General features: G+C 62.7%; 20 protein-coding genes and 1 pseudogene. 9 read left to right on the top strand and 12 right to left on the bottom strand.

From position 1 onward, the window contains the following. Window positions 1-107 precede the first annotated feature (107 nt). From NKI15_RS14545 to NKI15_RS14560, 4 genes are all read left to right on the top strand, one after another. Window positions 108-950 (top strand): caspase family protein, encoded by an 843-nt coding sequence (locus NKI15_RS14545; RefSeq protein WP_352514872.1) that lies wholly within the window; start codon window positions 108-110, stop codon window positions 948-950. 43 nt (window positions 951-993) lie between these two features. Further along, the gene (locus NKI15_RS14550; RefSeq protein WP_352886251.1) at window positions 994-3084 is read left to right on the top strand and encodes a CHAT domain-containing protein; all 2091 of its coding nucleotides are present in this window, start codon (window positions 994-996) and stop codon (window positions 3082-3084) included. 444 nt (window positions 3085-3528) lie between these two features. Beyond that, on the top strand, window positions 3529-4296 hold the full coding sequence (locus NKI15_RS14555; protein ID WP_023681482.1) for an NAD kinase: 768 nt from the start codon (window positions 3529-3531) through the stop codon (window positions 4294-4296). Between the two features lie 192 nt (window positions 4297-4488). Further along, a complete protein-coding gene (locus tag NKI15_RS14560; protein WP_031203971.1) occupies window positions 4489-6102 on the top strand; it encodes a DEAD/DEAH box helicase in 1614 nt (537 codons plus the stop codon). A 167-nt stretch (window positions 6103-6269) separates the two neighbouring features. Here the strand turns inward: NKI15_RS14560 and NKI15_RS14565 are convergent, their stop codons facing one another. After that, window positions 6270-7163, bottom strand: coding sequence for a LysR family transcriptional regulator (locus NKI15_RS14565; RefSeq protein ID WP_352514871.1), 894 nt, complete (start codon window positions 7161-7163; stop codon window positions 6270-6272). Window positions 7164-7282: 119 nt separating this feature from the next. Between NKI15_RS14565 and NKI15_RS14570 the strand changes: the two genes are divergently transcribed. Beyond that, complete coding sequence (locus NKI15_RS14570) at window positions 7283-8167, top strand: NmrA/HSCARG family protein (protein ID WP_023751008.1); 885 nt, start codon at window positions 7283-7285, stop codon at window positions 8165-8167. A gap of 47 nt (window positions 8168-8214) precedes the next feature. After that, on the top strand, window positions 8215-8484 hold the full coding sequence (locus tag NKI15_RS14575; RefSeq protein WP_023729801.1) for a DUF2798 domain-containing protein: 270 nt from the start codon (window positions 8215-8217) through the stop codon (window positions 8482-8484). 237 nt (window positions 8485-8721) lie between these two features. Here the strand turns inward: NKI15_RS14575 and NKI15_RS14580 are convergent, their stop codons facing one another. From NKI15_RS14580 to NKI15_RS14595, 4 genes are all read right to left on the bottom strand, one after another. Continuing rightward, complete coding sequence (locus tag NKI15_RS14580) at window positions 8722-9330, bottom strand: hypothetical protein (RefSeq protein WP_023751009.1); 609 nt, start codon at window positions 9328-9330, stop codon at window positions 8722-8724. Between the two features lie 237 nt (window positions 9331-9567). Further along, window positions 9568-10218, bottom strand: coding sequence for a YiaD family glycine zipper/OmpA-like lipoprotein (locus NKI15_RS14585; protein WP_023667470.1), 651 nt, complete (start codon window positions 10216-10218; stop codon window positions 9568-9570). A 150-nt stretch (window positions 10219-10368) separates the two neighbouring features. After that, entirely contained in the window at window positions 10369-10737 is a 369-nt protein-coding gene (locus NKI15_RS14590) for a GFA family protein (protein ID WP_023667471.1), read from the bottom strand. Window positions 10738-10884: 147 nt separating this feature from the next. Continuing rightward, window positions 10885-11775: a LysR family transcriptional regulator gene (locus NKI15_RS14595; RefSeq protein ID WP_352514870.1), complete on the bottom strand. Its 891-nt coding sequence runs from the start codon at window positions 11773-11775 to the stop codon at window positions 10885-10887. Between the two features lie 103 nt (window positions 11776-11878). Here NKI15_RS14595 and NKI15_RS14600 point away from each other — a divergent pair, with 103 nt between their 5' ends. Continuing rightward, window positions 11879-12748 carry an NmrA/HSCARG family protein gene (locus NKI15_RS14600; RefSeq protein ID WP_023708479.1) on the top strand — a complete coding sequence of 290 codons (870 nt, stop codon included), beginning with the start codon at window positions 11879-11881 and terminating at the stop codon, window positions 12746-12748. Window positions 12749-12802: 54 nt separating this feature from the next. Here NKI15_RS14600 and NKI15_RS14605 read toward each other — a convergent pair whose 3' ends face one another. From NKI15_RS14605 to NKI15_RS14625, 5 genes and pseudogenes are all read right to left on the bottom strand, one after another. Continuing rightward, the gene (locus NKI15_RS14605) at window positions 12803-13198 is read right to left on the bottom strand and encodes a hypothetical protein (RefSeq protein WP_023751010.1); all 396 of its coding nucleotides are present in this window, start codon (window positions 13196-13198) and stop codon (window positions 12803-12805) included. 287 nt (window positions 13199-13485) lie between these two features. Continuing rightward, window positions 13486-13906, bottom strand: a pseudogene (locus tag NKI15_RS14610) (GFA family protein). A gap of 118 nt (window positions 13907-14024) precedes the next feature. Beyond that, window positions 14025-15156, bottom strand: a protein-coding gene (gene prfB / locus NKI15_RS14615) for a peptide chain release factor 2 (RefSeq protein WP_155922402.1) whose coding sequence is annotated in 2 segments (ribosomal slippage) — window positions 14025-15089 and window positions 15091-15156 — 1131 coding nt in all. Because the reading frame shifts where the segments join, the coding sequence is not laid out codon by codon here. A gap of 130 nt (window positions 15157-15286) precedes the next feature. Beyond that, complete coding sequence (locus NKI15_RS14620; RefSeq protein ID WP_023751012.1) at window positions 15287-17743, bottom strand: penicillin-binding protein 1A; 2457 nt, start codon at window positions 17741-17743, stop codon at window positions 15287-15289. Between the two features lie 213 nt (window positions 17744-17956). Next, a complete protein-coding gene (locus NKI15_RS14625; protein ID WP_023751013.1) occupies window positions 17957-19216 on the bottom strand; it encodes an N-acetylmuramoyl-L-alanine amidase in 1260 nt (419 codons plus the stop codon). Between the two features lie 649 nt (window positions 19217-19865). Between NKI15_RS14625 and NKI15_RS14630 the strand changes: the two genes are divergently transcribed. Beyond that, window positions 19866-22784, top strand: coding sequence for an Rne/Rng family ribonuclease (locus NKI15_RS14630; protein WP_352514869.1), 2919 nt, complete (start codon window positions 19866-19868; stop codon window positions 22782-22784). A 93-nt stretch (window positions 22785-22877) separates the two neighbouring features. On the opposite strand, the gene NKI15_RS14635 is transcribed toward NKI15_RS14630, so the two are convergent. Together NKI15_RS14635 and NKI15_RS14640 are read right to left on the bottom strand one after the other, a co-directional pair. Next, window positions 22878-23807, bottom strand: coding sequence for a glutaminase (locus NKI15_RS14635; protein WP_023715789.1), 930 nt, complete (start codon window positions 23805-23807; stop codon window positions 22878-22880). An 11-nt stretch (window positions 23808-23818) separates the two neighbouring features. Further along, entirely contained in the window at window positions 23819-24967 is a 1149-nt protein-coding gene (locus NKI15_RS14640) for a pyridoxal phosphate-dependent aminotransferase (RefSeq protein WP_023715790.1), read from the bottom strand. 152 nt (window positions 24968-25119) lie between these two features. On the opposite strand from NKI15_RS14640, the gene NKI15_RS14645 reads away from it, so the two are divergent. Beyond that, window positions 25120-26532: a M48 family metalloprotease gene (locus tag NKI15_RS14645; protein WP_023691221.1), complete on the top strand. Its 1413-nt coding sequence runs from the start codon at window positions 25120-25122 to the stop codon at window positions 26530-26532. The last annotated feature ends 41 nt before the right edge of the window (window positions 26533-26573 follow it).

Here is a 26573-nt window from a genome sequence, read left to right on the forward strand (position 1 = left end):
GGCAGTGCGCCGGCGAAGCCGACATGATATGGTCAAGGTTGGGCCATTGATGAATTGGGGCAAGCCGTGGCGTGAGCGCCGCAGCCCGCAGGGCTTGGATCACGGTCATGCGCCTTTTTCTGGCGGTCGTGCTGCTGATGACCATGGCGCTCTTCTCCGCTGCGCGCGGCGAAGCGCGGATAGCGCTGGTTGTCGCCAATCCGGCCTCTGAGGGCTCACCGGCAATCGCCAACGCCGACCTCAGTGCCGAACTCGTTGCAGCGACACTACGATCGCTTAGCTTCACCGTCCGGCAGGTGTCGGATGGCGACCGCGCCGATGTCGCGCGCGCCATGCATGATTTCGCCCAATCCCTGGCCAATCCGGACTCCGTCGGCATCTTCTACTATGTCGGCCACACCGCGCAGGCCAACGGCAGGAACTATTTACTGACGCGCGGCACCCGGATCGATTCAAAGGAAACGGTCGACCAGACGGCATTGCCCCTCGATCTGTTCATGCAGGCGCTCGAGGCAACCCCGACATTGAAGGTGGTTCTGCTCGACAATCCCGGCGATGGCCACAACCCTACTTCCGGCGTGATGCAGGGTCTGGCGGCGGCTCGATCCCCTCACCCACGCCATCGTCGCTCTGTCGGCCAAACCCGGAACCGTTGCACTGGACGAAGCCCGCCCCGTCACCGTATTTGCCGATGCGCTCACCGCTGCGCCGGTCAAGCGCGGCGCGGACATAGCCATCATCCTCGCCTCGGTCAGGCAAACCACTATCGACAAAACGTCAGGCGCCCAGTGGCCATGGATGGCATATGGCCGCTCGGCAGACGCTGCCTTTGTGCTGACGCCGGACCAGGTGGCCGGCGCGGCACCGGCGCTGCCGCTTGTGCCGGAACCGGCACCGCCGGCGATGGCGAGCGGCGGCTACATCTCCGGGAGTGGCGGTTGGGAGCCTGATGGCAGCGACTACGCCGATGGCAGCGGTCAGGAGCCCTACCCCATGGACGTTGCACCGGGCTCCGGCAGTCCCGATGCCGCGATGGGCGACAGCGCCAAGGAGGCGGCGCTCTACGAGGAATACAAACGCCAGGAACAGCAGCGCCAATTGCAGGAAGAGCAGGCTCGGCAACGATACGAAGAGGAAAAGCAACGTCTTGAAGACGCAGCTGCGGCCGCTGCCCAGAACAATCTCGGCGGGACCTATCCGCAGGATGGCGGAGCCACCGGCGCCGAACCGCCCCCCGATAAGGCAGGGATCCCCCCTGAGGACGGCATGACATCGGCCCCGCCACCCGCGACCGGCGCCGAAAGTCCGCCGGAGGCGCAGGCGCCACCGAAACCAGCGCCGCCGCCCATCGACCAGGCGCAAAGCCCTCCTTCCGGCGGCGCCCTTCCACAACCCGAGACGGGCGCTGTCGAGGTGGTGCGCCATCCAATCATCGATGCGCCGGATGAGATTGTCGCCGGCGAGACGGTGACCGTTTCGATCGCCCTTACCGAAGAGCAATTCACGCCCGAAGTGAAGGTGAAGGCAGCGCCGGGCTCGTCGGTGACGGAAGATGGCGCCCTGGCCATGGCGATGCCGGCGGGAACCGAGCAATGGCCGATCGATATCGATCTGTTCGCCTCCGGCTTCGATCTCGCTGACGGCGGCAAATGGAGCCGACGGACGACGCTCTACCGCCAGGGCGACAGCGACTTCGTCCGCTTCGACGTCAAGGCGCGGCCGATCGCCAAGGACAGCAAGCCGGCCCAGTTCATCGCGCGCATCTACAGCGCCGGGAGGTTCCTGGGATCGGCATCGCGGTCGGTTATCATTCGCCGCACCGCGCCTGTCGAGGCAGCCGCTCTGAGCGCCACAGCCGAACGCTCCGCAGCACCTGCCATGCTGATGCTGGCCGCAGCGGCGCCGCAGCCGGCGGTAACTGGCAATGTGACGCTCGGCGGCGCAGCCGGCGATGACGTCCCCGATCTCGACGTGACCATCCTCTATGACGATCCGAGCGGGCTGGGTTCGGGGCAGATCATCATCCATTCGCCGCATCTGGCCGGTCCGGTGACAGATACGTTCTCGACGCCACCTGAGATGGCGGCATGGCTGGACTCCGAATACCGCCGCCTGCTGCAGCTCGGATTGAGCCTGCGCGGCGCCGTTTCGCTGCAGCAGCCTGCCGCAAGCAGCGATACGGGGGCGCAAAAGCGCTTTGTCACGCTCGCCGCCGAAGGTTTTGGCGATGCGCTCTACCGCGACTATGTGCCGAAACCGTTCAAGGACGTGTTCTGGGCGCTGCGCGGCAAAGGCGAACTCCATTCGATCCAGATCACCTCGAACAGCCCGACGCTGCCCTGGGAATTGATCCGCCCGCGCAGCGCCGACGGCGCCATCGCCGACGGTTTTCTCGGCATGGGCTACCGGCTGGCGCGCTGGGCTCCGCGCAGCAGTGCCTCACAGGTCGACAACCCGCTCGACCGCATGACCTTCACCGGCGTCGCGGCTGTCGCGCCCTCCTATGTCGACAAACGCTCGCTGCGCTTCCAACAGGACGAGATCGCGGCGCTGAGCAAGCTTTACGGCTACCGCCGCTTCGATGGCGATTTCACCTCTTTCGAGAAACTGGTCGGTGAAGTCTCGACCGGTTTCATTCATTTCTCCGGTCATGGCGAGGTCAACCAGCCGAGCAGTGGCCGGCCGGTCTTTGCCCTCGATCTCGTCGACCAGTCGCTCGACCCGGATACATGGGCTGCGCTGGTCGCCACCGCGCATGGCAAGGGCAATCCGTTCTACTTCTTCAACGCCTGCGACACAGGCCGTTCCCAGATGCTCGGCGGCTTCGTGCAGGGCTGGGGTCCGGCGGTGCTGGCGGGCGGCGCTTCCGGCTTCATCGGCGGCATGTGGCCACTGACCGACCGCGCGGCAGCGGCCTTCTCTACCGATTTCTATGGCGGCATCAGTACGCGGATCAAGGACGGGCCGGTCTATCTGGCCGAGATCCTGCAGGATGTCCGCAGAGAACTCTACCGGACCGGCGATCCGACCTATCTCGCCTACACATTCTACGGCAACGCCAATCTGAGGATTGTCGGGCAGTAGGCGACGGATCGTCGTTGGCGGATTGGCTTCGCCTACAATGCGTTTTGCGGGCATGGCACGCCGGCGCCGCCGCAGCGTGAGGCCATCGGCCTGGAGCTCATGTCTTCGGACTGCCGCACAAGCTCCGCAAAGAGAAGGGCGAAACTTCCCATCACAAGGAAGACGATAATCAGGCGTGTCACCGGCAATAGACAGGTCTCGACTGGCTAGCCCCCCAGCCACCCATCCTCTGTCGGCTAACATGATCGATCAGGCTTTACGAGTGCTTAAGCTCGCACTTAACCATCACATTCGCCGTTCCGGCGACATGAAGCGCGAGCCGCCGATTTCGTTTCGCCGCGGCCGCAACTGGCCCGGACGATGCCTCCCTTTGCAGATGCGCTTGCCCATGCTACCCCACGCAACCGCCGCCGACCGCCATCGGCCGACCGCCATCGGAATGTCATGAGCAAAGCCAATCTCGCCTTCGTCTCCTCCGACACTGCCGATGCCAAGGCGGCGATGGAGAGCCTGTCGGCCCGCTATGGCCAGGCATCCTTCGACGACGCCCAGGTGGTGGTGGCACTGGGTGGCGACGGCTTCCTGCTGCAGACCTTGCGCGACACGATGAGCACGGGAAAGAAGGTCTACGGCATGAACCGTGGCACCATCGGCTTCCTGATGAACGAGTACCGCGTCGGGGGCCTCACCGAGCGCATCGCGGCCGCCGTCGCCGAAACGATCCGCCCGCTGGAAATGCTGGCGTTGACGCATGAGGGCGAGACGGTTTCGGCACTCGCCATCAACGAGGTGGCGCTGTGGCGTCAGTCCTACCAGACGGCAAAGATCCGCATCACCGTCGACGAGCAGGTCCGCATCGAGGAACTGAACTGCGACGGCGTGATGATCGCGACGCCGGCCGGCTCCACCGCGTACAATCTTTCGGCGCACGGGCCGATCCTGCCGCTGGATGCGCCGTTGCTCGCGCTGACCCCGGTCAGCCCGTTCCGGCCGCGCCGTTGGCGGGGTGCCTTGTTGTCAAACAAGGCGACCGTACGCTTCGATATTCTGGAGTCGGAAAAGCGCCCGGTGAACACCGCCGCCGATCACACCGAGGTCAAGGCGGTGGCTTCCGTAACGGTCCGCGAATCGCCGACTGCGACGGCAACGCTGCTGTTTGATCCCAACCATTCGTGGAACGAACGCATTCTCGCCGAGCAGTTTCGCTATTGAGCCGGCGCAAAGAGTGACTACCTAATTAAGCATCGCGATTAAGCTTACGTTTTCACAATCGTGCCAATCCCGCCCGTTTCTGTTGACAAATCGCGGGCTTGCGCCTAATCGCAATACCAATCTTGCAGGCACGCTGTGCTTGCCGCGACGGATGCCGTTGCGCTTCCCCGAACCAGCCAAAGACAGCAACTCTTGTCCTCAGACACCACGACCGCTCTAGAAGCGTTGACCTTTTCAGACCTCGGCCTGTCGCCCAAGGTCCTTTCCGCAGTCACCGATGCGGGCTACACCGTGCCGACGCCGATCCAGGCTGGCGCGATCCCGCATGCCTTGCTCGGCAAGGATATTCTGGGCATAGCACAGACCGGCACCGGCAAGACGGCTTCCTTCGTGCTGCCGATGCTGACCCGCCTCGAAAAAGGCAGGGCCCGTGCCCGCATGCCGCGCACGCTGATCCTCGAGCCGACGCGCGAGCTCGCCGCGCAGGTCGAAGAGAATTTCATCAGATACGGCAAGAACCACAAGCTCAACATCGCGCTGCTGATCGGCGGCGTCTCCTTCGACGAGCAGGACAAGAAGCTGGAGCGCGGCGCCGACGTGCTGATCGCCACGCCCGGCCGTCTGCTCGATCACCGCGAGCGCGGCAAGCTGTTGCTCAACGGCGTCGAGATCCTCGTCATCGACGAGGCCGACCGCATGCTGGACATGGGCTTCATCCCCGACATCGAGCGCATCTGCGAGATGATCCCGTTCACCAGGCAGACGCTGTTCTTCTCAGCGACCATGCCGCCGGAGATCACCAAGCTCACCGAGAAATTCCTGCATGCGCCGGTGCGCGTCGAGGTGTCCAAGGCGGCATCCGCTGCCACCAACATCATCCAGCGCCTGGTCAAGTCCGGCTCCAAGCCGTGGGACAAGCGCGAGACGCTACGCAATCTGATAAAGGCCGAAGACGCCGAGCTGAAGAACGCTATCATTTTCTGCAACCGCAAGGTCGAAGTCGCGGAGCTGTTCCGCTCGCTGCTGAAGTATGATTTCGACGCCGGCGCCCTGCATGGCGACATGGACCAGCGCGCCCGCATGCAGATGCTGGCCAATTTCCGCGATGGCAAATTGCGCTATCTCGTGGCGTCCGACGTCGCCGCGCGCGGCCTCGACATTCCCGACGTCAGCCACGTCTTCAACTACGACGTGCCGATCCACGCCGAAGACTATGTGCACCGCATCGGCCGCACCGGCCGCGCCGGACGCTCGGGCAAATCCTTCACCATCGCCACCAAGTCCGACACCAAATACATCGACGCCATCGAGCGGCTGATCGGCAACAAGATCGAGTGGCATGACGGCGACCTGTCGACCGTGGTCGCCAGCGAAGGCGGCGAGGACGAAGCGCCCCGCCGTGGCCGTGGCGCTCCGCGCCGCGCCGGCCGCAAGGACGAGGACCGCAAGCCCCATGATCGCAAGGACGGTGGCGAGCGCAAGCCGCGCGAACGCCATGCCAAGCGCAGCGACGACGCGCCGGCGGCAGATGCCGCGCGCGAGGAACAGCCGGTGGTAGCCGAGGCCGCGGTCGCCGACATCGGCGAACGGCATCAGCGCAAGGAAGCGATCCGCTCCGAAAACAGCGACCGCAAGGTCTCCGATCGCAACAACGAGAACCGCGCCCCGGAACGCGGCGACACAAGGCCGCAGCGCGCCAGCAACAGCCGCCCTGCCCGCGGCAACAACCGCGGTGAAGACAATGACGGCACCGTCGGCTTCGGCGACGACATGCCGGCCTTCATGAAGATCGTCGCCAAGGTCTGATCCCATGAGCCGCGGCGTCCCGAGGACGCGCGGCTTGCCTGGACGCGACGGGGATGTGAGATCTGGAGCCCGCTCCAGGATCAGTCGGCGCCATGCGCGGTAATCGCAAGACAGGCTCGATCTACCCGATCGCTTCCGGCCTGGAGGGCTTAAATAGCCCGTCGATGCTACAGGCTTTTCAGTTCCAGGCGGGATGCCAATAAATCCAAAAATGCCCGAACCTTGGCCGAAGATGACCGGCCTTCCTGCCACAAGGCATGGATCGGCACCGGTGCCGGCTCGAATTCCGTCAAAACCAGTTCGACGAGACCGTCGTCGACCAAATGTCTTATCTGCCACAGAGGCGAGAAGCCCAAACCCAGTCCGTGGATTGCGGCGGCATAGACCGAGGTCATCAGATTGGAGCGAAAAGCGCCTGCGACCTTCACGGTCCGGGGTTTCCCGTCGATCTGAAACGTCCATTCACCTGGACGCTCGTTAGCTGTTCTGATGATGCAACTGTGCTCACTCAGCTGGAAGGGATGGGCCGGCCGGGTGCACCGCGCGAAATAGGAAGGCGCGCCGAACACAACGCGCCGCAACGCTCCCAGGCGTTTGGCTTTCAAGTTGGAATCCGGCAAATCGCCGATGCGTATTGCCAGGTCGAGACCTTCGGCGCCAAGATCGGCAAATCCATCGGAAAGTTGAAGATCGACCTCGACCCGGGGAAATGTCCGCATGTATTCCGCGATGACAGGCATCAGGACGTTCGGGCCAAACAGAACCGGCGCCCCGATGCGCAGGACGCCTGCCGGCTCCGATCGTTGGTTGATCGCCTGAAGTCTTGCGTCGTTTATGTCGTCGACCGCGGGTTTGATCCGGTTGAAAAAGGCTGCTCCGACTTCACTCGGTGTCGAGCGACGCGTTGTCCTGTGGATCAGCTCGACGCCGACTGATTGCTCCAGTGCCGCCAGGGACCGGCTGACCGACTGCAGCGAGCGGTTCAGCCGATGTGCGGCAGTCGTCAGACTTCCATGCTCGACGATCGCGATGAAAGCCTCGAAATCGTCCATCCGGCTCATGCATTCTCCCGACATTCGACATAATATATCGCAAAAACGGGTAATCGTAACGACAATTGCGACGTCGTACCTCTCTGCAAGTTGTCCCGCGAGGACAGGCTTGATGGAAGGAAATCGTCATGCAAGTAGCCAATCCAACTGTTCAGGTTGTTGGTGCCACAGGCCGAGTTGCGGGACTTGTCGTGCCTGAACTTGTCCGCCGCAATGCCAATGTTCGAGCGCTCGTTCGCGACCCTGCGAATGCCGAAAAGGCCCGGAAGCTGGGGGCATCCGAGGTTGCGACAGGAGATTTGCGAAATCGTCAGAGCCTCGAAAGGGCGGTCGCGGGAGTCGACGGCGTCTTTCACATTGGGCCGGCTTTTGCTCCCGATGAAGCAGCCATGGGCGTTGCCATGGTTGAGGCCGCCACGCGAGCAGGAGTTCGAAAGTTCGTCTTCTCGTCGGTGATCCAGCCTACCAATACGCGACTGAAGAACCATGCCAGCAAGGTGCCTGTCGAGGCTGCTCTCTACTCGACGACGATGGAATATACGATTCTGCACCCTGCCAATTTCATGCAGAACCTCGCAGCGGCCTGGGCGTCCGTCGTTGAACATGGTGTTTTCTCGGAACCGTTTCCAAAGACGGCGAAGCTGGCCCGCGTCGACTACCGCGATGTCGCTGAGGTGGCGGCGATCGCCCTAACCGAAGCGCGATTGTCCTACGCGACCCTCGATCTGTGCGCTGACGGCATGCACAGCCGGGAAGACATCGTTGCGATGATGAGTGAGGAACTTGGCCGACCCATCTCTTCTGGTGAGCCGACATTTGGCGAGTGGGCGGCCGAGGCACGCCTTCCCTACAATGACCGCCAAATGCAGGTGCTGGCCAAAATATACGCCCACTACGCCCACTATGGCCTTGGTGGGAACAGTCTGACATTGCGCGCCGCCCTGGGCCGCGAACCGCGTTCGTTGCGCGGCTTTATTCGAAACCTGGCCCTGCAAATGGCGCAGGCCGCCTGACTGCGCCCAGCCGCGCATACTTCCACTTTTTGAGAAGGAGATATTTGATGCGACCGTCATCCCACAAGGTTTTGAAATCGAGGAAGCTACCGGCCTCTTACAATGTGCTGGTAATGCCATTCGTACTTTCCATCCTGATGTCGTGCATTGTTTCCGCGGTAGCGACGCTAATCAATGCGGGCTGGACAACCGGTTTCGTGGCGACCTGGCCGTATGCATGGGGAGCATCATGGCTAGTGGGCTTTCCAAGTCTGCTGCTGGTCTTGCCGATCGTGCGCCGTATCGTGGCGGCAATTGTCGATCAGCCGACCTCGTAGGCCTTGATTACAGGGTCCGACATGCCAAACAAAACGGCCCTTGCGGGCCGCTTTTACCTTCGACTCACGGCTCGCAGCGCCATTGTCGGCTTCTGCGACCAGATACCTGTCTTCATGCGGGCAGCCTTCCTGCGCGCCAGCCCTCATGCCGATCGTCCTCCGAACCTGATCCCGAGCGCCCTCAAATGGCAGCCGGCCGGCTTGCACTCTTGGCAAGCTCCTATCCTGGCCCGTCCGTCACATCGGGCCGGGCATCATCTTGGTCGGCTCTTCCAGCATCGGAAACTCTGCCTTGCTGCATTTCACGTTCGGGTTGGTCGGACTGAACATGCCGTTCGGATTGTCTCTGAACAGCCAGGCATGAAGGTCGTAGTGGACGAACTCCCTCGGAATGAGCGGATAGTGCCCTTCCATCGGTCCCATGAAGGTCTGGCCAAATAGTTTTGGAGGTTCCTTGGTGTCTGGCGTCAGGGGCATCAGCCATTCCACGCCAACCAATTTCAAGCCTTTCTTGGTCGGCTCGTAGATCAGCACATTGGGGCGCATCGGATCGAGTTTCTGACCGACACTCGGGACGTTGACGAAATGGATGCCCATAGCGCCCTTCGGATAGTCCATAGCGCCCTCGATCCTGTCCCCGCTGTAATAGACACACCCGACAGTCGACAGATAAAGGTCGCGGACGGCGACCGTGTAGTCCTCATATTTGGCGAGCGATTTCTTCAAAGCTTCGATGTCGGCTTTGTTGGCGTCCTCGGCTCGAGCCGTGGCGGCTGCGCACCAAGCTGAGGCCAGACCTGTCAAAATGAGGACGCCGCAACGCCCAAGACGAGCTGTTCTTGTCATGCATTCCTCCCAGATTTCCTTATCTGGCCGTGCAGGACCGGGGCCGACTAAAAGTGACTGCGCGGCCGTTTGTACCGCCCCATCCCCTCTGGAACCGCACCAATGCTAATCCCTTCCAAGGCCTCCGGAAAGGATTATTAGAAATCTCTAATGCGTCAGACCTTTTGGCGGACCACAGGAGCCCAAAAAGAAAGCGGCCCCTTGCGGGGCCGCCTTCGCATTTCGATGCCGAACAATTCAGGTCAGCGGCGAAAGCTGGATCTCGACGCGCCGGTTCTGCGCACGGCCGGCCGCCGTTCCATTGGACGCGATCGGACGGGTCTTGCCGAAACCGGTGACGGCGAAGCGGCGCGAATCGACACCTTGGCCCGAGAGATAGTTGGCGACCGCCAATGCACGGCGCTGCGACAGATCGAAATTGTGTTCGTCGCCGCCGGTCGAATCGGTGTGGCCGAACACGTCGACCGTGGTCTGCTTGAACTTCTTCAGCACCAGCGCAACCGAGTTCAGCACCTGGTAGAAGCCAGGCTTCACCGCATCCTGGTCGACGTTGAAAGTAATGTCGGACGGCATGTTGAGGATGATCTGGTCGCCGGTGCGGGTGACGCTGACGCCGGTGCCTTCGAGCTGGCGGCGCAGTTCAGCCTCGTTCTGGTCCATGGTCGCGCCGATGGCGCCGCCGGCCAGCGCGCCGATACCGGCGCCGATCAGCGCGTTGCGGCGGTCATTGCCGCCGGCAAGCAGGCCGAGGCCCGCGCCCGCCAGGGCACCAAGGCCGGCGCCGGCTGCGGTGTTCGAAACCTTCTGCTCGCCGGTGTACGGATCGGTCGTGGTGCAGGCACTCACCAGCACAGCCGTCGCAACGGCGACGAGCACAGTCTTTTTCATAGAATCGTCCCTCTCCAAAGCGCGGCCTTTGCGGCTCGCGCATATAAGCCCTTCTCCGGTCTTGTAACATGAAATGCGGCGAAAAACCGAGCGGCGAAAGCGGCTTTTCCCCGCTCGCGCCACTCTTCCGCTTCGGTGGCTGGTGCTGGCCTACCAGAGGTTCTTGCCGTCAATGACGACCACCTCGACCTTATCGAGGTCGAAATCGTCGAACAGCCGCGAATTGACTGATATCTTGGGATTGTCGAAGTCCGGTTTGCCGGTTGACCAGTCCGGCGTTTCGGTGAAGGTGCCGCAGCCGCAAATGGCGCAAAACCCGTGTTTGACGGTCTTCGATCCCCATTGATAGAAGGAAACGTTTTCCGGCGAGCTGGTGAGCTTGAATTGCGACGGAACGTAGTAAGCCCACAGCGAACCGCGCTTGGAGCAGAACGAGCAGGTGCATTGTGTTACCGTCTCGGGCGCCTGCGAAACCTCGAACGTCGTCGCCTTGCAATGACAGCTGGCCTTGATGGTCATGAAAAGCCTTCCTCTCCGTTGCCCGCCACCCATGCGGCAAGGCACCATAAAGGAAGGCTCCTGACAACTGTCTGTCAGCAGGCTCCGGTCGACCGAGCCGACCGGCGCTCTGGCTAAAGCGGGCCCGTCGTCACCTCCCAATCGTCGTCACCTGCCGATATAGGCGGCCAGTTCGTCCGGCGTCCCGTTTGGGAAAGCCTGTTTCAGAAAATCCAGGAATGCCGACACGCGCGCGCTGAGCAGCCGCCGCGACGGGTACAGCGTCCATAGAGAAATTTCGGGGCCGTCAATATCCCCCCAATTCACCAGTGTGCCGTCAGCCAGGTCGTGGGCCACCAACGAAATGGGAAGCCGTCCTGCGCCGATTCCGGCTCGCACCGCATCGCGGACCATGATGAGTGTCGACAAGGCGAGGATCGGCTCGATTCTAAGTGTTGCCCAGCCACCTGGTGTCTTCACCTGCCATGTTTGCCGCTCGCCTGTCCCGCGCGCAACGCCAGGAGCGGCGAGCCCATCGGTCGGGCGAGGAAGGTCCGGGCTCGCCACAACGACCAGGCGGTCGCGGAGAAACGCCCGTCCGACCAGGCTTTCATCGGGATCCGGATTGATCCGGATTACCAGATCGTAGCCTTCCTCGATCATGTCGACATGCCGGTCTTCGGTGGTCACTTCAAGCCTCACCTCAGGATACCTCAGGGCAAATCCCGCAGCGATCCTCCCCATTGCAGTCTGCGAAAAATGCAAAGGCGCGCTGATCCGCAATCTGCCCTTGGGTCTCTGACCGCCCGAGGCAATCGCCGATGCCGTCTCGTCCAGTTCGGCAAGCAACGCCCCCGTCCGCTCGAAGAGCGCCCGTCCTTCTTCGGTCAGCTTCAGGTTACGCGCACCCCGTTCGAACAGACGCAGATCGAGACTGCTTTCCAATTCGCCAACGCGCCGGGACAATGTTGCTTTGGGCCGGCCGGTGGACCTTGCCGCTTTGCCGAAGCCGCCATGGCGAGCCACGAGGTTAAAATCGGCAAGGGCTAAAAGATCCATGACTGTCCCACCAGTGAGACGACGTGTCTAAAATTGCCGTCTACTGGGGTCTTTGTGAGCCACACATATTGGGGCTGTCAAGCAACCCAACAGGAGAAATTCCATGACCATTCTCGTTACCGGCGCCACCGGCAATATCGGCCGCCAAGTCGTCGAACAGCTCGCCAAGCGCGGCGCCGATGTGCGTGCTCTCGTGCGCGATCCGTCGAAAGCCAGTTTTCCGGCAGGCGTATCCGTCGCGCAAGGCGACTTTCTCGATGTCGATTCGCTGCGCAAAGCCATGTCTGGCGTTTCCACGCTGTTTCTCTTGAACGCCGTGGTGCCGGACGAATTCACCCAGGCTTTGATCGCCTTGAACGTCGCCCGATCGGCCGGCATCGAGCGGATCGTCTATCTCTCGGTGATCCACGCTGACGTCTATGTGAACGTGCCGCATTTCGCGGGCAAGTTCGGCGTCGAGCGAATGATCGAACACATGGACTTCAAAGCTACGATCTTGCGCCCGGCCTACTTCATCCAGAACGATCTGACGGTCGAAGACGTCATCACCGGCTACGGCACCTACCCAATGCCGATCGGACCCAAGGGTCTCGCCATGATCGACGCCCGCGATATCGCCGAGATCGCCGCCCTTGAGCTGCTGCGTCGCGAACAGTCCAAGGAGCCGCTTGCGTTCGAGCGGATCAACCTCGTCGGTCCGCAGACACTGACCGGGACGGATATTGCCGCAATCTGGTCAGACGTACTCGCCCGCCCGATCAGCTACAGCGGCGACAATACGGAGGGTTTTGAGCAAAATCTCAAGCAGTTCCTGCCCGCCTGGATGGCCTACGACATGCGCCTGATGGGCGAGCGTTTCTTCACCGACGGGATGCTGCCCGAGGCCGGCGACGTCGAGCGCCTGACGGCACTTCTGGGTCGCCCACTGCGCCCGTATCGCGACTTCGCCTCAGCACTCGCTGCTTCCGTCTGACGCAAGCGCCTTCAGCACCAAGGCCGGCCTTCCGATGAGAACTGCCAACAGAACTCAGTAGGAACGCGGTGGCACGAACAGGCAGATCGTCTTGCCTGCGTCGAGGCCGGCCTGGTGCGCGCACCAGTGGAAATCGCCGTCGGGTGAATCCTTGACCCGCTTGTCGCTCATCGGAACGACCTCCCCCGTTCCGGCGATGACATAGCCCTCCGGCTTTTCCAGCACCTCGCCGGTATGGGTGGTGCGGCAGTCGTAGTTTGCGCAGCAGGCGAAGGGATAACTCCAGCCTTGCGGCTTCGCCGCCGTAGGCTTGGCGTCATGGGCGAAGGCGGGTGCGGTCAGCACCGCAGCAAGCATCTCGATTGCAAAGATCGGGGTCACGAACAAGGAAAACAGGAGTCGGCCAGCCGGTTGAACGGCTCTGGCCGATCGGAGAGTGGCAGCAGACATGGAAGCGTTCCTTTCAAACGAGCATCAAGCGTTTCGCTTGCCCGTTCCCGGAACGTGTCTTCCCAGTGGCCGGATCGTCAGGTCGCAGATATGCCGCGTCCGGCCATAAATGCTTTTTCTCTTCCAGCCCTCGGATGCTGGGCTGATTCCTAGGCCGGCGCAAGAAGTTGCTGCGCGAGGCCGCACAACTACGCCGCTATCTGCAACCGCTGACGAGATCCAAGGCCAGGCTCAACTCCCGGCAGACGGGCATCGAAACAACGGGATTGGCCGTATGTGGTTCCAGCCTATACGTCGTCTGGACCGGCGATCACATGCCCTTCATATTGCGGCAAGTCGTCGGCGATGGTGAACCATGGCGCCTTGGAGCCGACGAAAATATGCGCGGTCGGCCGGATCGTCGGATCGTCGACCAGCGTGCCCATGGCGACATGGACATAGGCGCCGTCGCGGACCAGCGAATACAGCAACGAGCCGCAGCGGCTGCAATGCGCATCGTGGCCGCTGCCATCGCCGAAATGGATGAGCCCGTGATGCCCTTCGGCAAGGGCAAGTTTCTCGCGCTCGATGCCGGCGAAGGGCTTGAAGGCGGAACCTGTGGTGCGCCGGCAGTTCGAACAATGGCAGATCGCGGCATTAGACGAACTCGTCCGCCACTTCATACTGAACCGTGCCGCAAAAGCATTTGCCGGTGAGCCTGCGAGTCATGGTTCCTCCTTCGCTCCCCCGCCAAGGGATGTTCTTATTCAAGTCAGCCGAGTCGAAAGTGGCGGAAGCGCAGGTATCATCCATTCGCAGGCCGGCCTCAGCTGAATATGAACATATCCTAGTCGAGGTCGGCCACGGCTTCACCGGCACCGCCCTCGATGCGCTGCGACAACGAGGCTTCCATGAAGTCGTCGAGGTCGCCGTCGAGCACGCTCGACGGGCTGGTGCTCTCGACGCCGGTGCGCAGGTCCTTCACCAACTGGTAGGGCTGCAGCACATAGGAACGAATCTGGTGACCCCAGCCGATGTCGCTCTTCGACGCTTCTGTGGCATTGGCCACCGCTTCGCGCTTCTTCAGCTCTTCCTCGTAAAGGCGCGAGCGCAGCATTTCCCAGGCCTTCGCCTTGTTCTTGTGCTGCGAGCGTTCGGCCTGGCAGGCAACCGCGATGCCGGTGGCGATATGGGTGATGCGAACCGCCGAGTCCGTGGTGTTGACGTGCTGGCCGCCCGAACCGGATGAGCGGTAGGTGTCGATGCGTACATCGGATTCCGAGACGTCGATCTCGATCCTGTCATCGACGACCGGGTAGACCCAGACGCTGGAGAAGGACGTGTGGCGGCGCGCATTGCTGTCATAGGGTGAAATGCGGACCAGGCGATGAACGCCCGACTCGGTCTTCAGCCAGCCATAGGCATTGTGGCCCTTGATCAGGAGCGTGGCGGACTTGATGCCGGCCTCTTCGCCGTCATGGACTTCCAGCACTTCGACCTTGAAACGGCGACGCTCGGCCCAGCGCGTGTACATGCGCAGAAGCATCGAGGCCCAGTCCTGGCTCTCGGTGCCGCCGGCGCCGGCATGGACTTCGAGATAGGTGTCGTTGGCGTCGGCCTCGCCCGACAGCAGCGTCTCGACCTGGCGGGCCTTGGCCTCGCCCTGCATCGAGCGGAGGGCTGCTTCCGCCTCGGCGATCACGCTCTGGTCGCCCTCTTCCTCACCCAGTTCGATCAGGCCGATATTGTCTTCCAGCGCCTGAGTCAGGCTTTTGACGCCGGCGATCCCGTCTTCGAGGCCCTGGCGCTCGCGCATCAGCTTTTGCGCTTCCAGCGGATCATTCCAGAGGCTGGAATCCTCGGCGCGCACGTTCAGGTATTCAAGCCGCTTTATGGCCTGATCCCAGTCAAAGATGCCTCCTCAGCAGGGTGATCGCCTGCCTGATCTCGTCGACAATATTCTGCGTTTCCGCGCGCATGGCTGGTTGTTCTGTCCTGTTTTTGAAGTGGCGCTTGGGTCGGCGCGATACATAGGCACGGCATTGCTGCCTGTAAAGCGAAATGGGCCGGCTCAACAAGCCAGCCCATTCGACGTAAAAAATCAGGTCGTCAGTAGAGTCCGCCGCCGGGTGCCTGGATGGCTTCCGTAGCCTGTGGCGATAGCGGTCCGCCGGCGCCGTTGGACCCGTCGGCGCCCATGCCGATCACCCAATAGCTGTCGGCGGGGCCGGTGCCGGGCTTGAAGGCTTCGATGATGGTGCCGGGATCGCCCGACGCGGCACGCATGCCGGTCTTGCGGTTGATGGCGACCATGTTCATGCCTTCCGGCACCTTGAAGTCGACATTGGGCGTGCCGTCCAGCGCAACGCGCATGAAGTCCTTGAAGATAGGCGCCGCCAGACCGCCGCCGGTGGCGCCATGGCCAAGACCGCGCGGCGTGTCGTAACCCATGTAGAGGCCGACGACGAGGTTCGGCGTATAGCCGATGAACCAGGCGTCTTTCTCGTCATTGGTCGTTCCGGTCTTGCCGGCGATGTGGCGGCCAAGCTCGGCGATGGTGGCGCCCGTGCCGCGCTGGACCACGCCTTCCATCATCGAGGTGATCTGGTAGGCGGTCATCGGATCGAGCACCTGCTCGGAATTGTCGACCAGTTCCGGTTCGGACTGGTTGTTCCATTCGGGCGCATTGCAGCCTTCGCAGCCGCGCTCGTCCTGCTTGAACACGGTCTTGCCGTAGCGGTCCTGGATGCGGTCGATGAGCGAGGGTTTGATCGACTTGCCGCCATTGGCCATGATCGAATAGGCCGACACCATGCGCATCACCGTCGTCTCGCCGGAGCCCAGCGCCATCGGCAGATACGGCGCCAGATGGTCGTAGACGCCGAACCTCTCGGCATATTCCACCACCAGCTTCATGCCCATGTCGTTGGCGAGCCGCACCGTCATCAAATTGCGCGACTTTTCGATACCGGAGCGCAAGGTCGCGGGGCCGGCCACCGTGCCGTCATAGTTCTTCGGCGTCCAGGTCGTGGTGCCGCTCTGGATGGTGATCGGTCCGTCCATGATCACCGAGGCCGGCGTATAGCCATTGTCGAGCGCGGCCGAATAGACGATCGGCTTGAAGGACGATCCCGGCTGGCGCATCGCCTGCGTGGCACGGTTGAACTCCGACTGCGCATAGGAGAAGCCGCCGACCATGGCCAGCACGCGGCCGGTATGCGGATCCATCGCGATCAGGCCGCCCTCCACTTCCGGCACCTGGCGCAGCGTGTAGGCGCCTTCCGACCCTTCGTTCTTCTGCACGAAGATGACGTCGCCGGGCTGCAGTACATCGGCCGGAGACTTGGCCTTGACCGTCTTGCCATCGACCACATGGCGCATGGCAAAGCTCATGTCTTCCTTGCTGACGGCGCCTTCGATGCGTTCCTTGACGATATCGCCCGAAATCTGCCGCGTCGGCTGCAGGCCGATGGAAAGGCCGGTCGCGGAGCTGTCGAGCACGACGGCAAGCGACCATTCCGGCACGTCTTCCAGCCCCTTGACGTTGCCCAGCGCCACGCCCCAGTCGCCGGAAGCATCGATATGCGTCACCGGTCCGCGATAGCCGCGCAGCGTGTCGTATTTGAGCAAGCCGTTCTGCATCGACTTGCGGGCGATGAGCTGGATCTTCGGATCGAGTGTCGTGCGCACCGAAAGGCCGCCCTCATAGAGCGCGTTCTCGCCATAGCGCGAGATGATCTGGCGGCGCACTTCCTCGGTGAAATATTCGCCCGCAAACAAATAAGAGCCGTTGCGGCGCGGAGTCACGCCGAGCGGCTCGGCCTTGGCCTTGTCGCCTTCCTCGCGCGTCACGTAGCCGTTCTCGACCATCTGGTCGATGACCCAGTTGCGGCGCTCGATGGCGCGGTCGGCATGCTTGAAGGGATGGTAGTTGTTGGGCCCCTTCGGCAGCGACGCCAGATAGGCGGCTTCCGCGACGGTGAGTTCGTTGACCGACTTGTCGAAATAGGTCAGTGCCGCGCCCGCAACGCCATAGGCGCCGAAGCCGAAGAAGATTTCGTTGAGGTAGAGCTCAAGGATGCGGTCCTTCGAATAGGCCTGCTCGATGCGGAAGGCCAGGATCATCTCCTTGATCTTGCGCTCGTAGGTCTGGTCCGAGGACAAGAGGAAGTTCTTCGCCACCTGCTGGGTGATGGTCGAGGCGCCGACCTGGCGCCTGCCCGAACCAAGATTCTGCAGGTTGACGTAGATGGCGCGGCCGAGCCCGGTGATGTCGATGCCGGGATGGTTGTAGAAATTCTTGTCCTCGGCCGACAGGAACGCCGCCTTGACCCGGTCCGGAACCGCCTGGATCGGCAGATAGAGCCGCCGTTCGCGCGCATATTCGGCCATCAGCGAGCCGTCGGAAGCATGGATGCGGGTCGTCACCGGCGGCTCGTACTTGGCCAGCACCTCGTAGTCGGGTAGGTCTTTCGACAGATGGCTGATGTATATCGCCACGCCCGCGGCGACGATAAGCGCCAGCGTCGTGCCGATACCAAAGAAATACCCGATAAGACGAATCATGCCCGCTCCAGTCCGAGGTCCGGGAATTTCCTAGACGAAGCCGCCTTTCGCGCAAGCCTTCGCAACTGTCCCGATCCGTGATGGAAAACCCATGTCGCCACCATGTGGGCAAAATACGGCAGTGCCCGGTTTCGGCATCCCCCACCGGAAATAAAAGCGCCTGGTGTTGTCCCCGTGCAACGCTGCCTCCGGTCGTGGGCGGCGGCGACCATCTCAGCCTCCGGTTCCCGTTCCCATCTTGGCGGAGGCAAACAGGGCGACGGCGTTGGTGATGCTCTGCGCCGCCTTGCCGCGCCAGTCGGCGTCGAGCAGTTGCGCCTCATCCTTAGCGTTGGAGAGATAGCCGAGTTCGACCAGCACCGACGGCACATCGGGCGCTTTCAGCACTTTGAAGCCGGCCGAGCGCTGCGGATTGTTGATCAGGCCGACGCTGGTGGACAACTGGCCGACCAGAGTGTGGGCAAAGCTCATCGAGAAATTATGCGTCTCGCGGCGGATCAGGTCGATCAGTATGTCGGTGACTTCCTTGTTGTCGTCCTTGATCACCATGCCGGCGAACTGGTCGGAGAGGTTTTCGCGGTCGGCAAGCGCCTGCGCTTCCGGGTCGGATGCCTTGTCGGAGACGGTATAGACGGTGGCGCCTCTGATACCCTTGACGCTGATCGTGTCGGCATGGATCGAGATCAAAAGGTCGGCCTCGTGCTGACGGGCGATGCGCACGCGGTCATCGAGCCGCAGGAACTCGTCGGTATCGCGCGTCATGAACACGTCGTAGTTGCCGACGGCGGCGAGCTTGTCGCGCAGTTCGGTGGCGAAGGCCAGCGTCACGTTCTTCTCGATGGTGCCGTTGAGGCCTTCGGCGCCACCGTCGATGCCGCCATGGCCGGGATCGATGACGATGGTGAAGCGATGCCCGGGATTGGAGATCGGCCCTGTGCCGACCCTGGAGCCCTTGTCGGTGGAGACGGTCGAGCCGGTGGTCAGCGCCTGGTTGGCAAGGGCTTCGTCGAACTCGCGGTCGGAGGCTGCCGACATGTCGATGGCGATGCGATAGCCTGCGCCGTCCTCGTTCTTGAGCACCTCGAGCTTGTCGACCGAGAACGGCCCCTTGCCGGTCAGGATCAGCCGCGATCCCTCGCCCTGATCGCCATAACGCACCGCCTTGACCAGGCCGCGGGCCTTGGCGTCCTTCGCGCCGATGGCGAATCGGGTGCGCGGCAGGTCCACGACCAGCCGGTTGGGGGCGCGCAGCAGGAACCATTTGATGTCGGGCTCGCGGTCGAAATCGATGACGATGCGCATCTTGGTTGCGTCGCCGGCCATCTTGTAGGCGGTGGCGCCGAGTGGCGCATCGGCGGCGCGTGAAACCGGCGCAAAAGCAAGGCAAAGCGCCAGCAGCAACAGCACACCGGCAGCGCGCAGGAAACGGCCTGCATGGCCATGGCCCTTGTCTGTGGTGCCCGCCAGTCCCATTTCTTTGCAGTCGCTCCTGGTTTGGCGCCTTGCGCCCGCGTGGTTGGTCGAAATGCCGGTCAGGCCGCAGACTCGATTAACGATTGGTATCCAGAGAAGGTTAACCAAGCCTTTTCATTGAGGATTAAGGCCTGTGCTTCCGTTACGGCACTGCTTTTTGCCGGCATCCGAAATCGGGGTTGCCTTCCACCCCGTCAAATCATAAAAGCGATGGTGGATCACTGCAATCCTGGAACCGCTTCTCCCGCAGCTTCCTGCTACAGGTCAGATGAAAGGCGGCTCCTTTCGCTTCCCGCGAAAAGGCTTCAGGTGATCGCGACGAATTTCGCAGGTGTGCGCCCGTGGCGGGGGAATCGCCTGCGTGAGGAAAACGGCCGGGTTTGTTCCCGTGCCGGCTCTGTATGAGCAAACAAGCTGGTCCGGTTCGTCCGGGCTTTGGTTCAAAAGGTTCTGCTGGTGACGATGGCTTCAAGCGCAATCATGGAAAGGTCCGCATCAAACCGCGCCATTGTGGCAGCGGGCGGCACCGCCATGGCGCTCAAGCGGCGTCCGGCGGACATTCAGACATCCGGCACCCACATCCCAGACACGCAGCAGCGGGCTTTGCCTCGCAAGCTGCGGCTGACGGCTGCCGGGAGGAAACGAAATAATGCCCAACAAAATGCTGATAGACGCCTCCCACCCGGAGGAAACACGCGTTGTCGTTATCCGCGGTAACCGTATTGAAGAATTCGACTTTGAATCTCAGGACAAGAAGCAGCTCAAAGGAAACATCTATCTCGCCCGCGTAACGCGCGTCGAACCTTCCCTTCAGGCAGCCTTTGTCGAATATGGCGGCAACCGTCACGGTTTCCTCGCCTTCAGTGAAATTCACCCCGACTATTACCAGATCCCGGTCGCCGATCGTCAGGCTTTGCTGCGCGCTGAAGCGCAGGAAGCCGAGGACGAGGAGAACGAGGACAATGACGGCGACGACCGCCAGAGCCGCGATCGCGGCCGGCGCGGCCGCCGGCGCGGCGGCAAGGGTCGTGAGCGCGGCGAACACAAGCGCGACGCCGGCGCCGATGATGAGAACGGCGAACATGGCGATGCCGGCAGCGATGCCGTCTCCGAAGCGCCTGCTTCCGAGCATGCCGCGGCCAATACCGGCGGGCATGACGATCATGCCGGGCATGGCGACAGCGAAGCCTCCGACGCCGAGACATCCGGGACCGAACCGTCGGAAGGCGGCCCGACATCGATCGCGGCAAGCGTCGAAGCGGATGTGATCTCCGAAGCTGTCCCTGCGGCGGAGCCGGGTGACGAAAGGTCGTCCAGCGAGGCAAGTGGCGAAGCCACCTCCGAGGACAATGACCGCGGCATGCTGGAAGAGGTGCAGTCCTCGCATCCGGACGACCACGAGATCGAATCCGTAGGCGCCGAGGATGCGCTGGAAGAGGTGCGCAGCCGCCGCAAGCCGGTGCGCCGCCAGTACAAGATTCAGGAAGTCATCAAGCGCCGGCAGATTCTGCTGGTGCAGGTGGTCAAGGAAGAGCGCGGCAACAAGGGCGCGGCGCTCACCACCTATCTGTCGCTTGCCGGCCGCTATTCCGTGCTGATGCCCAACACCGCACGCGGCGGCGGCATTTCGCGCAAGATCACCAGTGCGGTCGACCGCAAGCGCCTCAAGGAGGTCGTTGCCGATCTCGAAGTGCCGCAGGGCATGGGCGTCATCCTGCGCACCGCCGGCGAAAGCCGCACCAAGGCGGAAATCAAGCGCGACTACGAATATCTGATGCGGCTTTGGGAAAACGTCCGCAATCTGACGCTGCAATCCACCGCCCCTGCCCTCGTCTATGAGGAAGGCAGCCTGATCAAGCGCTCGGTGCGCGACCTCTACAACAAGGATATTGACGAGATTCTTGTCTCCGGCGAGGAAGGCTACCGCGAGGCCAAGGATTTCATGCGCATGCTGATGCCGAGCCACGCCAAGGTGGTTCAGCCGTTCCGCGACACGACGCCGATCTTCGTGCGCAACGGCATCGAGGCGCAGCTCGACCGCATGCTGCAGCCGCAGGTGACGCTGAAGAGCGGCGGCTACATCATCATCAACCAGACCGAGGCGCTGGTCGCCATCGACGTCAATTCGGGCCGCTCCACCAAGGAGCACTCGATCGAGGACACCGCTCTCCACACCAACCTTGAAGCGGCGGAAGAAGTCGCCAGGCAATTGAGGCTGCGCGATCTCGCCGGCCTGATCGTCATCGACTTCATCGACATGGAGGAGAACCGCAACAACCGCTCCGTCGAGAAGCGGCTGAAGGATCACCTCAAGAACGACCGAGCTCGCATCCAGGTCGGCCGCATCTCGCATTTCGGCCTGATGGAGATGTCGCGCCAGCGCATCCGCGCCAGCGTGCTGGAATCGACCATGAAGCCCTGCCCGCATTGCGGCGGCACCGGCCATGTGCGCTCCGATTCGTCGGTGGCGCTGATGGTGGTGAGGGCGATCGAGGAATTCCTGCTCAAGGATTCGCGCAGCCACATCACGGTGCGGACCCCGGCGGCGACCGCTCTCTATGTGCTCAACCACAAGCGCGGCACGCTGGTGGAACTCGAAAGCCGCTTTGGCCTGACCATCACCGTCGAGGCCGATGATACGGTGGGTGTGCAGCACTACGCGATCTTCCGCGGCGCCATTGCCGAAAAGCCGGAAGGCTTTGTCGAAGCGCGAACCTTCCCGGCCTATGTCGAGCCGGAAGAGCCCGAGGACGAGATCGTCATCGAGGAGGAAGACGACGAGGTTGTGGTACAGGCCGAGCAGCCGCGCCAGGCGCAGCCGCAGTCGCAGCAGCAGCAGCCGAGATCGGCTGAGGACGGCGAAGGCCGCGATCGCAAGCGTCGCAAGCGCCGCAGGCGGCGCGGCGGCAAGGATCGCGAACGCGAACATGGCGATCGCGAGCATGGCGCCGAAGGTGCTTCGGTTTCGGCGGCAAGCGACGACTTTGCCGCTGAACCAGGCGGTGACGATGCAACACAGCAAGACGAAGCCCAGGTTGGCGCCGTCGAAACGGTGGAAGCATCAGATGACGCCCAGGGCAAGAAGCGCCGTCGCGGCAAGCGCGGCGGCAAGCGCAATCGTCGCGAAGACGGCACGGAGACCGAAGCCGGCGAAACCGCCTCGGTGGCCGAGGCCGCTGAAGTCGGAACGGCCGCAAGCGAGCCCGTAGCAGCCGTAGCGGTTGAAGAAGCAGCGGCTCCCGCCGCGGCGAACGACGACGCTCCAGCCGAAAAGCCGAAGAAGAAGCGCGCTTCAAGGGCAAAGAAGGCTGTGGTGGAAGTCGCCGATGAGACGGCGGCCGAGGCTGCACCGGAAGCTGCCGTCGAAGCAGCCGCCCCCGCTGCGGCCGATGCCGCCACGGAAACGACCGTCGACGACGAGCCCGCCAAGGCTCGCCCGTCACGGCGCAAAGCCGTGGCCGCGGATACCTCCGCGGTGCCGGTGGTTTCCTCCAGCGTTGCCGACGAGGCAAAGGCCGAGGAAAAGCCGAAGCGCGCCGGCTGGTGGCAGCGGAAGGGCTTTTTCTAAGCTATTCAGCCGATTAAGATAGGTTCCTGACAAAAATCCCGCGCCGTTCAAACCACGGCGCGGGATTTTTTCATGCGCGAATGGCGGAAAGCATCAGGGGGCGAAAATCGACCAGTTCATCATCCTGGCCAGTTTTTCCAAGGCGATCGACCCCAGCTTGGAATTGCCGTTGGCGTTCAAGCCCGGCGACCATACGGCGAGTGAAGCCACACCCGGCACGATCCCCAATATGCCGCCGCCGACGCCGCTTTTGCCGGGAATGCCGACACGGAAGGCGAAATCGCCGGAACCGTCATAGTGGCCGCAGGTCAGCATCATGGCGCCGATGCGCCGCGCCCGCTCGGCAGACACCACGGAGTGCCCGGTTGCCGGGTTTCTGCCGCCATTGGCGAGGAAGCGGCCGGCCAGCGCCAATTGCCGGCAGCTCATGGCGATGGCGCAATGGTGGAAGTACACGCCCAGCGCCAGCTCCGGTGCATGGTGGAGATTGCCGAAGGATTTCATGTAGTTGGCAAGCGCGAAGTTGCGATAGCCGGTGGCGCGTTCGGAAGCCGCGACCTCGCGGTCGATGATGATCGCTTCGTCATCGGCAAGGAACTGGATGAAGCGCAGGATTTCGCCGATCGCCTCGCGCGGCTGGTGGCCGGCAAGCAGTATGTCGGAGACGACGATGGCGCCGGCATTGATGAACGGATTGCGCGGAATGCCGTTCTCATGCTCGAGCTGCACGATCGAGTTGAACGGATTGCCCGACGGCTCGCGTCCGACACGCTGCCACAGCGCGTCGCCGACATTGCCGAGCGCCAACGTGAGCGTAAACACCTTGGAGATGGACTGGATCGAAAACGCCTGGTCGGCGTCGCCGGCGACCAGCACGCGGCCGTCATTGGTCACGGCGGCAATGCCGAATTTCTTCGGATCGACCTTGCCGAGCTGCGGAATGTAGGTGGCGACCTCGCCGCGATCGGAGCGCTCGGCCATCTCGGCGGCGATGTCGGCCAGCGTTTGTTCAAGATCCGGCATGCTCGTCCCCGCTATTTCAGCCAGCGCTCGATGCGCGCCATCGCATCGACCATGTCGTCATGGCTGCCGGCATAGGAAAAGCGCATCGTGCGGTGTCCTGCCAGCGGATCGAAATCGCGACCGGGCGTCGCCGCCACATGCGCTTCGGCCAGCATTTTGCGCGCAAAGGCCATGCTGTCATTGGTATGCCGGGTGACATCGCAGAAAGCGTAGAAGGCACCGTCCATCGGCGCCGCCAAGGGAAATCCGAGTTCCGGAAGGCGCCGCATCAACAGCTCGCGGTTCCAGGCATAGCGCGCCTTCACTGCTTCCAGCTCTTCCGCCGCCTTGAAGGCTTCGATCGCCGCGATCTGCGACAGTTCCGGCGGCGAGATGTAGAGGCTCTGGGCGATGCGTTCGATCGGCCTCACCAGAGCTTCCGGCAGCACCATCCAGCCGATGCGCCATCCGGTCATGCAATAATATTTCGAGAAGGAATTGATCACCGTCACGCCTGAGCCATGGGCCAGCGCCGTGGTGTCGGGCGCGGCATAGGCCAGCCGGTGATAAATTTCGTCCGAAATCACCGCGATGCCGAGTTCTTCGGCTGTCCGCACCAGTGCCGACAACTCGTCGACGGGAATGACCGCACCTGTCGGATTGGCCGGGCTGGCGAACAACACACCCTTCAGCGGTTTTTCCCGGTGCGCCGATTTCAAATGTTCGGCATGAAGATAGGCGTCGCTGCCGAGCTCGATCTCGACGATCTGGATACCGAGCGCGGCCATGATGTTGCGGTAGGCCGGATAGCCGGGTGCTGCGATGGCGACGCGGTCGCCGGGATCGAACATCGCCAGGAATGCCAGATTGAAGGCGGCCGACGATCCCGTGGTCACGGCGATCCGGTTCGGCGCGACATCGATCCCGTAATGGTCGCCATAATGCGTGGCGATCGCCTTGCGCAGATCCGCCAGACCGAGTGTGTCGGTATAGCCGATGCGTCCGATCCTCAGCGCATTTGCGGCTGCTTCCCTCACGCCCACGGGCGCCGGATCGGATGGCTGGCCGACGGCCATGGAGACGACAGGCACGCCCGTCGCCTTCAGCCGGTTGGCTTCGGCCAGAATGTCCATGGCGTGAAACGGCTCGACTTCACCGCGGCGCGACAGCGAAACTACCATTTGACCTCAATCTTTCCGTCCGGCCCGCCGCTCAAAGCCATCAACCGGCGGCAGCGCCGCACAAATGCCCGATTGATGTGAGGATCACAAGTTCGCCTAGTTTCGGTGCCGTGACTTTTCATCGTTCGCGCGCTCGTTTACCAGTGGACCTCATGCTGAGCCGACCCAAATCAACGATGTCCAAATCTTCCATCGGGAAGACAGCGCGCGGCTTCGCGACGCTTTTGCTTGCCGCCGCCGTCGCTGTCACCGGCTCGGTGACGGCCTTCGCCCAGGCGGTGCCGGTCGTGCGCGATGCCGAGATCGAGGCGCTGGTGCGCGACTATGCGCGGCCGATCTTCAAGGCGGCCGGTCTTGCCAATGACGGTGTCGATATCGTTCTGGTCAACGATCAGAGCTTCAACGCCTTCGTTACCGGGCGCCGGCTGTTCATCAACACCGGCGCGCTGATGCAGGCCGAAACGCCCAACGAGATCATCGGCGTCATCGCCCATGAGGCCGGCCACATCGCAGGCGGCCATCAGCAGAAATTGCGCGACCAGCTCGAGCGCGCCAAGACCATGGCCATCATCGCCACGCTGCTTGGCGCCGGCGCCATCGTTGCCGGCGCCACCACCAACAGCCGCGGCCTTGCCGGCGCCGGCATGGGTGTCGCCGCGGGCGGCGGCGAGATGGCGCAGCGCAGCATTCTTGCCTACCAGCGCACCGAAGAGTCGACCGCCGACCGCTCTGCCATCACCTATCTCAATGCCACCGGCCAGTCCGGCATGGGCATGCTGAAGACCTTCGCCCGCTTCCAGAGCGCGCTGTCGCTTTCCGGCACGCAGGTCGATCCCTACCGCATCAGCCACCCGATGCCGCAGGAGCGCATCGCCAATCTCGAAGTGCTGGTCAAGCAGAGCCCTAACGTCGACAAGGTCGATCCGCCGGCACTGCAGCAGCGGCACGACATGATGCGCATCAAGATCGCCGCCTATATGGGCGGCCAGGCCGCCGCCACGCGGCTGATCCGGAAAGCCCCGGGCAGCCTCGCCTCGCGCTATGGCGAAGCGCAGATGGCCTATCTCTACGGCAATCTGGGTGCGGCGCTGACCAAGGCCAATGCACTGATCAAGGAACAGCCGAAGAACCCCTACTTCCAGGAAATGCGCGGCGACATACTGATGAAGGCCAACAAGCCCAAGGACGCCGCGGACGCCTATGCCAAGGCGGTCAGCCTCGATCCGGTGAGGTCGGGCCTGTTGCCCGTTTCCCTCGGCCAGGCGCTGATGGCCATCGGCACGCCCGACTCGCTGAAGAAGGCGGTGGTGCAGATCAACAACGGTCTCGGGCGTGACAAGGAAAACACGGTCGGATACCGCTATCTCGCCCAGGCCTATGGCGAGCTTGGCAACATTCCGGCGGCGGAACTCGCCACCGCCGAGGGCCACTTTTATTCCGGCGATTACACGAATGCGAAAATTTTCGCCATGCGCGCGCAAAAAGACTTGAAGCGCGGCGAGCCCGGCTGGATTCGGGCGCAGGACATCATAAACTACAACCCTTCAGGCAAACTCAAGAAATGAACCTTCCGGTCGCCCGCGGCGACTAGGATAGACCGGAACCG

The sequence above is a fragment of the Mesorhizobium sp. M0862 genome (genome assembly GCF_040319795.1).
Taxonomy (GTDB): Bacteria; Pseudomonadota; Alphaproteobacteria; order Rhizobiales; family Rhizobiaceae; genus Mesorhizobium.

Bases quoted from the DNA above. Each gene is read 5' to 3' on its own strand.
- NKI15_RS14640 (WP_023715790.1), bottom strand. From the start codon at position 24,967: ATGGTAGTTTCGCTGTCGCGCCGCGGTGAAGTCGAGCCGTTTCACGCC.
- NKI15_RS14635 (WP_023715789.1), bottom strand. From the start codon at position 23,807: ATGCCGGATCTTGAACAAACGCTGGCCGACATCGCCGCCGAGATGGCC.
- NKI15_RS14555 (WP_023681482.1), top strand. From the start codon at position 3,529: ATGAGCAAAGCCAATCTCGCCTTCGTCTCCTCCGACACTGCCGATGCC.
- NKI15_RS14570 (WP_023751008.1), top strand. From the start codon at position 7,283: ATGCAAGTAGCCAATCCAACTGTTCAGGTTGTTGGTGCCACAGGCCGA.
- NKI15_RS14550 (WP_352886251.1), top strand. From the start codon at position 994: ATGGACGTTGCACCGGGCTCCGGCAGTCCCGATGCCGCGATGGGCGAC.
- NKI15_RS14605 (WP_023751010.1), bottom strand. From the start codon at position 13,198: ATGTCTGCTGCCACTCTCCGATCGGCCAGAGCCGTTCAACCGGCTGGC.
- NKI15_RS14575 (WP_023729801.1), top strand. From the start codon at position 8,215: ATGCGACCGTCATCCCACAAGGTTTTGAAATCGAGGAAGCTACCGGCC.
- NKI15_RS14600 (WP_023708479.1), top strand. From the start codon at position 11,879: ATGACCATTCTCGTTACCGGCGCCACCGGCAATATCGGCCGCCAAGTC.
- NKI15_RS14580 (WP_023751009.1), bottom strand. From the start codon at position 9,330: ATGACAAGAACAGCTCGTCTTGGGCGTTGCGGCGTCCTCATTTTGACA.
- NKI15_RS14585 (WP_023667470.1), bottom strand. From the start codon at position 10,218: ATGAAAAAGACTGTGCTCGTCGCCGTTGCGACGGCTGTGCTGGTGAGT.
- NKI15_RS14620 (WP_023751012.1), bottom strand. From the start codon at position 17,743: ATGATTCGTCTTATCGGGTATTTCTTTGGTATCGGCACGACGCTGGCG.
- NKI15_RS14630 (WP_352514869.1), top strand. From the start codon at position 19,866: ATGCCCAACAAAATGCTGATAGACGCCTCCCACCCGGAGGAAACACGC.
- NKI15_RS14595 (WP_352514870.1), bottom strand. From the start codon at position 11,775: ATGGATCTTTTAGCCCTTGCCGATTTTAACCTCGTGGCTCGCCATGGC.
- NKI15_RS14565 (WP_352514871.1), bottom strand. From the start codon at position 7,163: ATGAGCCGGATGGACGATTTCGAGGCTTTCATCGCGATCGTCGAGCAT.
- NKI15_RS14545 (WP_352514872.1), top strand. From the start codon at position 108: ATGCGCCTTTTTCTGGCGGTCGTGCTGCTGATGACCATGGCGCTCTTC.
- NKI15_RS14625 (WP_023751013.1), bottom strand. From the start codon at position 19,216: ATGGGACTGGCGGGCACCACAGACAAGGGCCATGGCCATGCAGGCCGT.
- NKI15_RS14590 (WP_023667471.1), bottom strand. From the start codon at position 10,737: ATGACCATCAAGGCCAGCTGTCATTGCAAGGCGACGACGTTCGAGGTT.
- NKI15_RS14645 (WP_023691221.1), top strand. From the start codon at position 25,120: ATGCTGAGCCGACCCAAATCAACGATGTCCAAATCTTCCATCGGGAAG.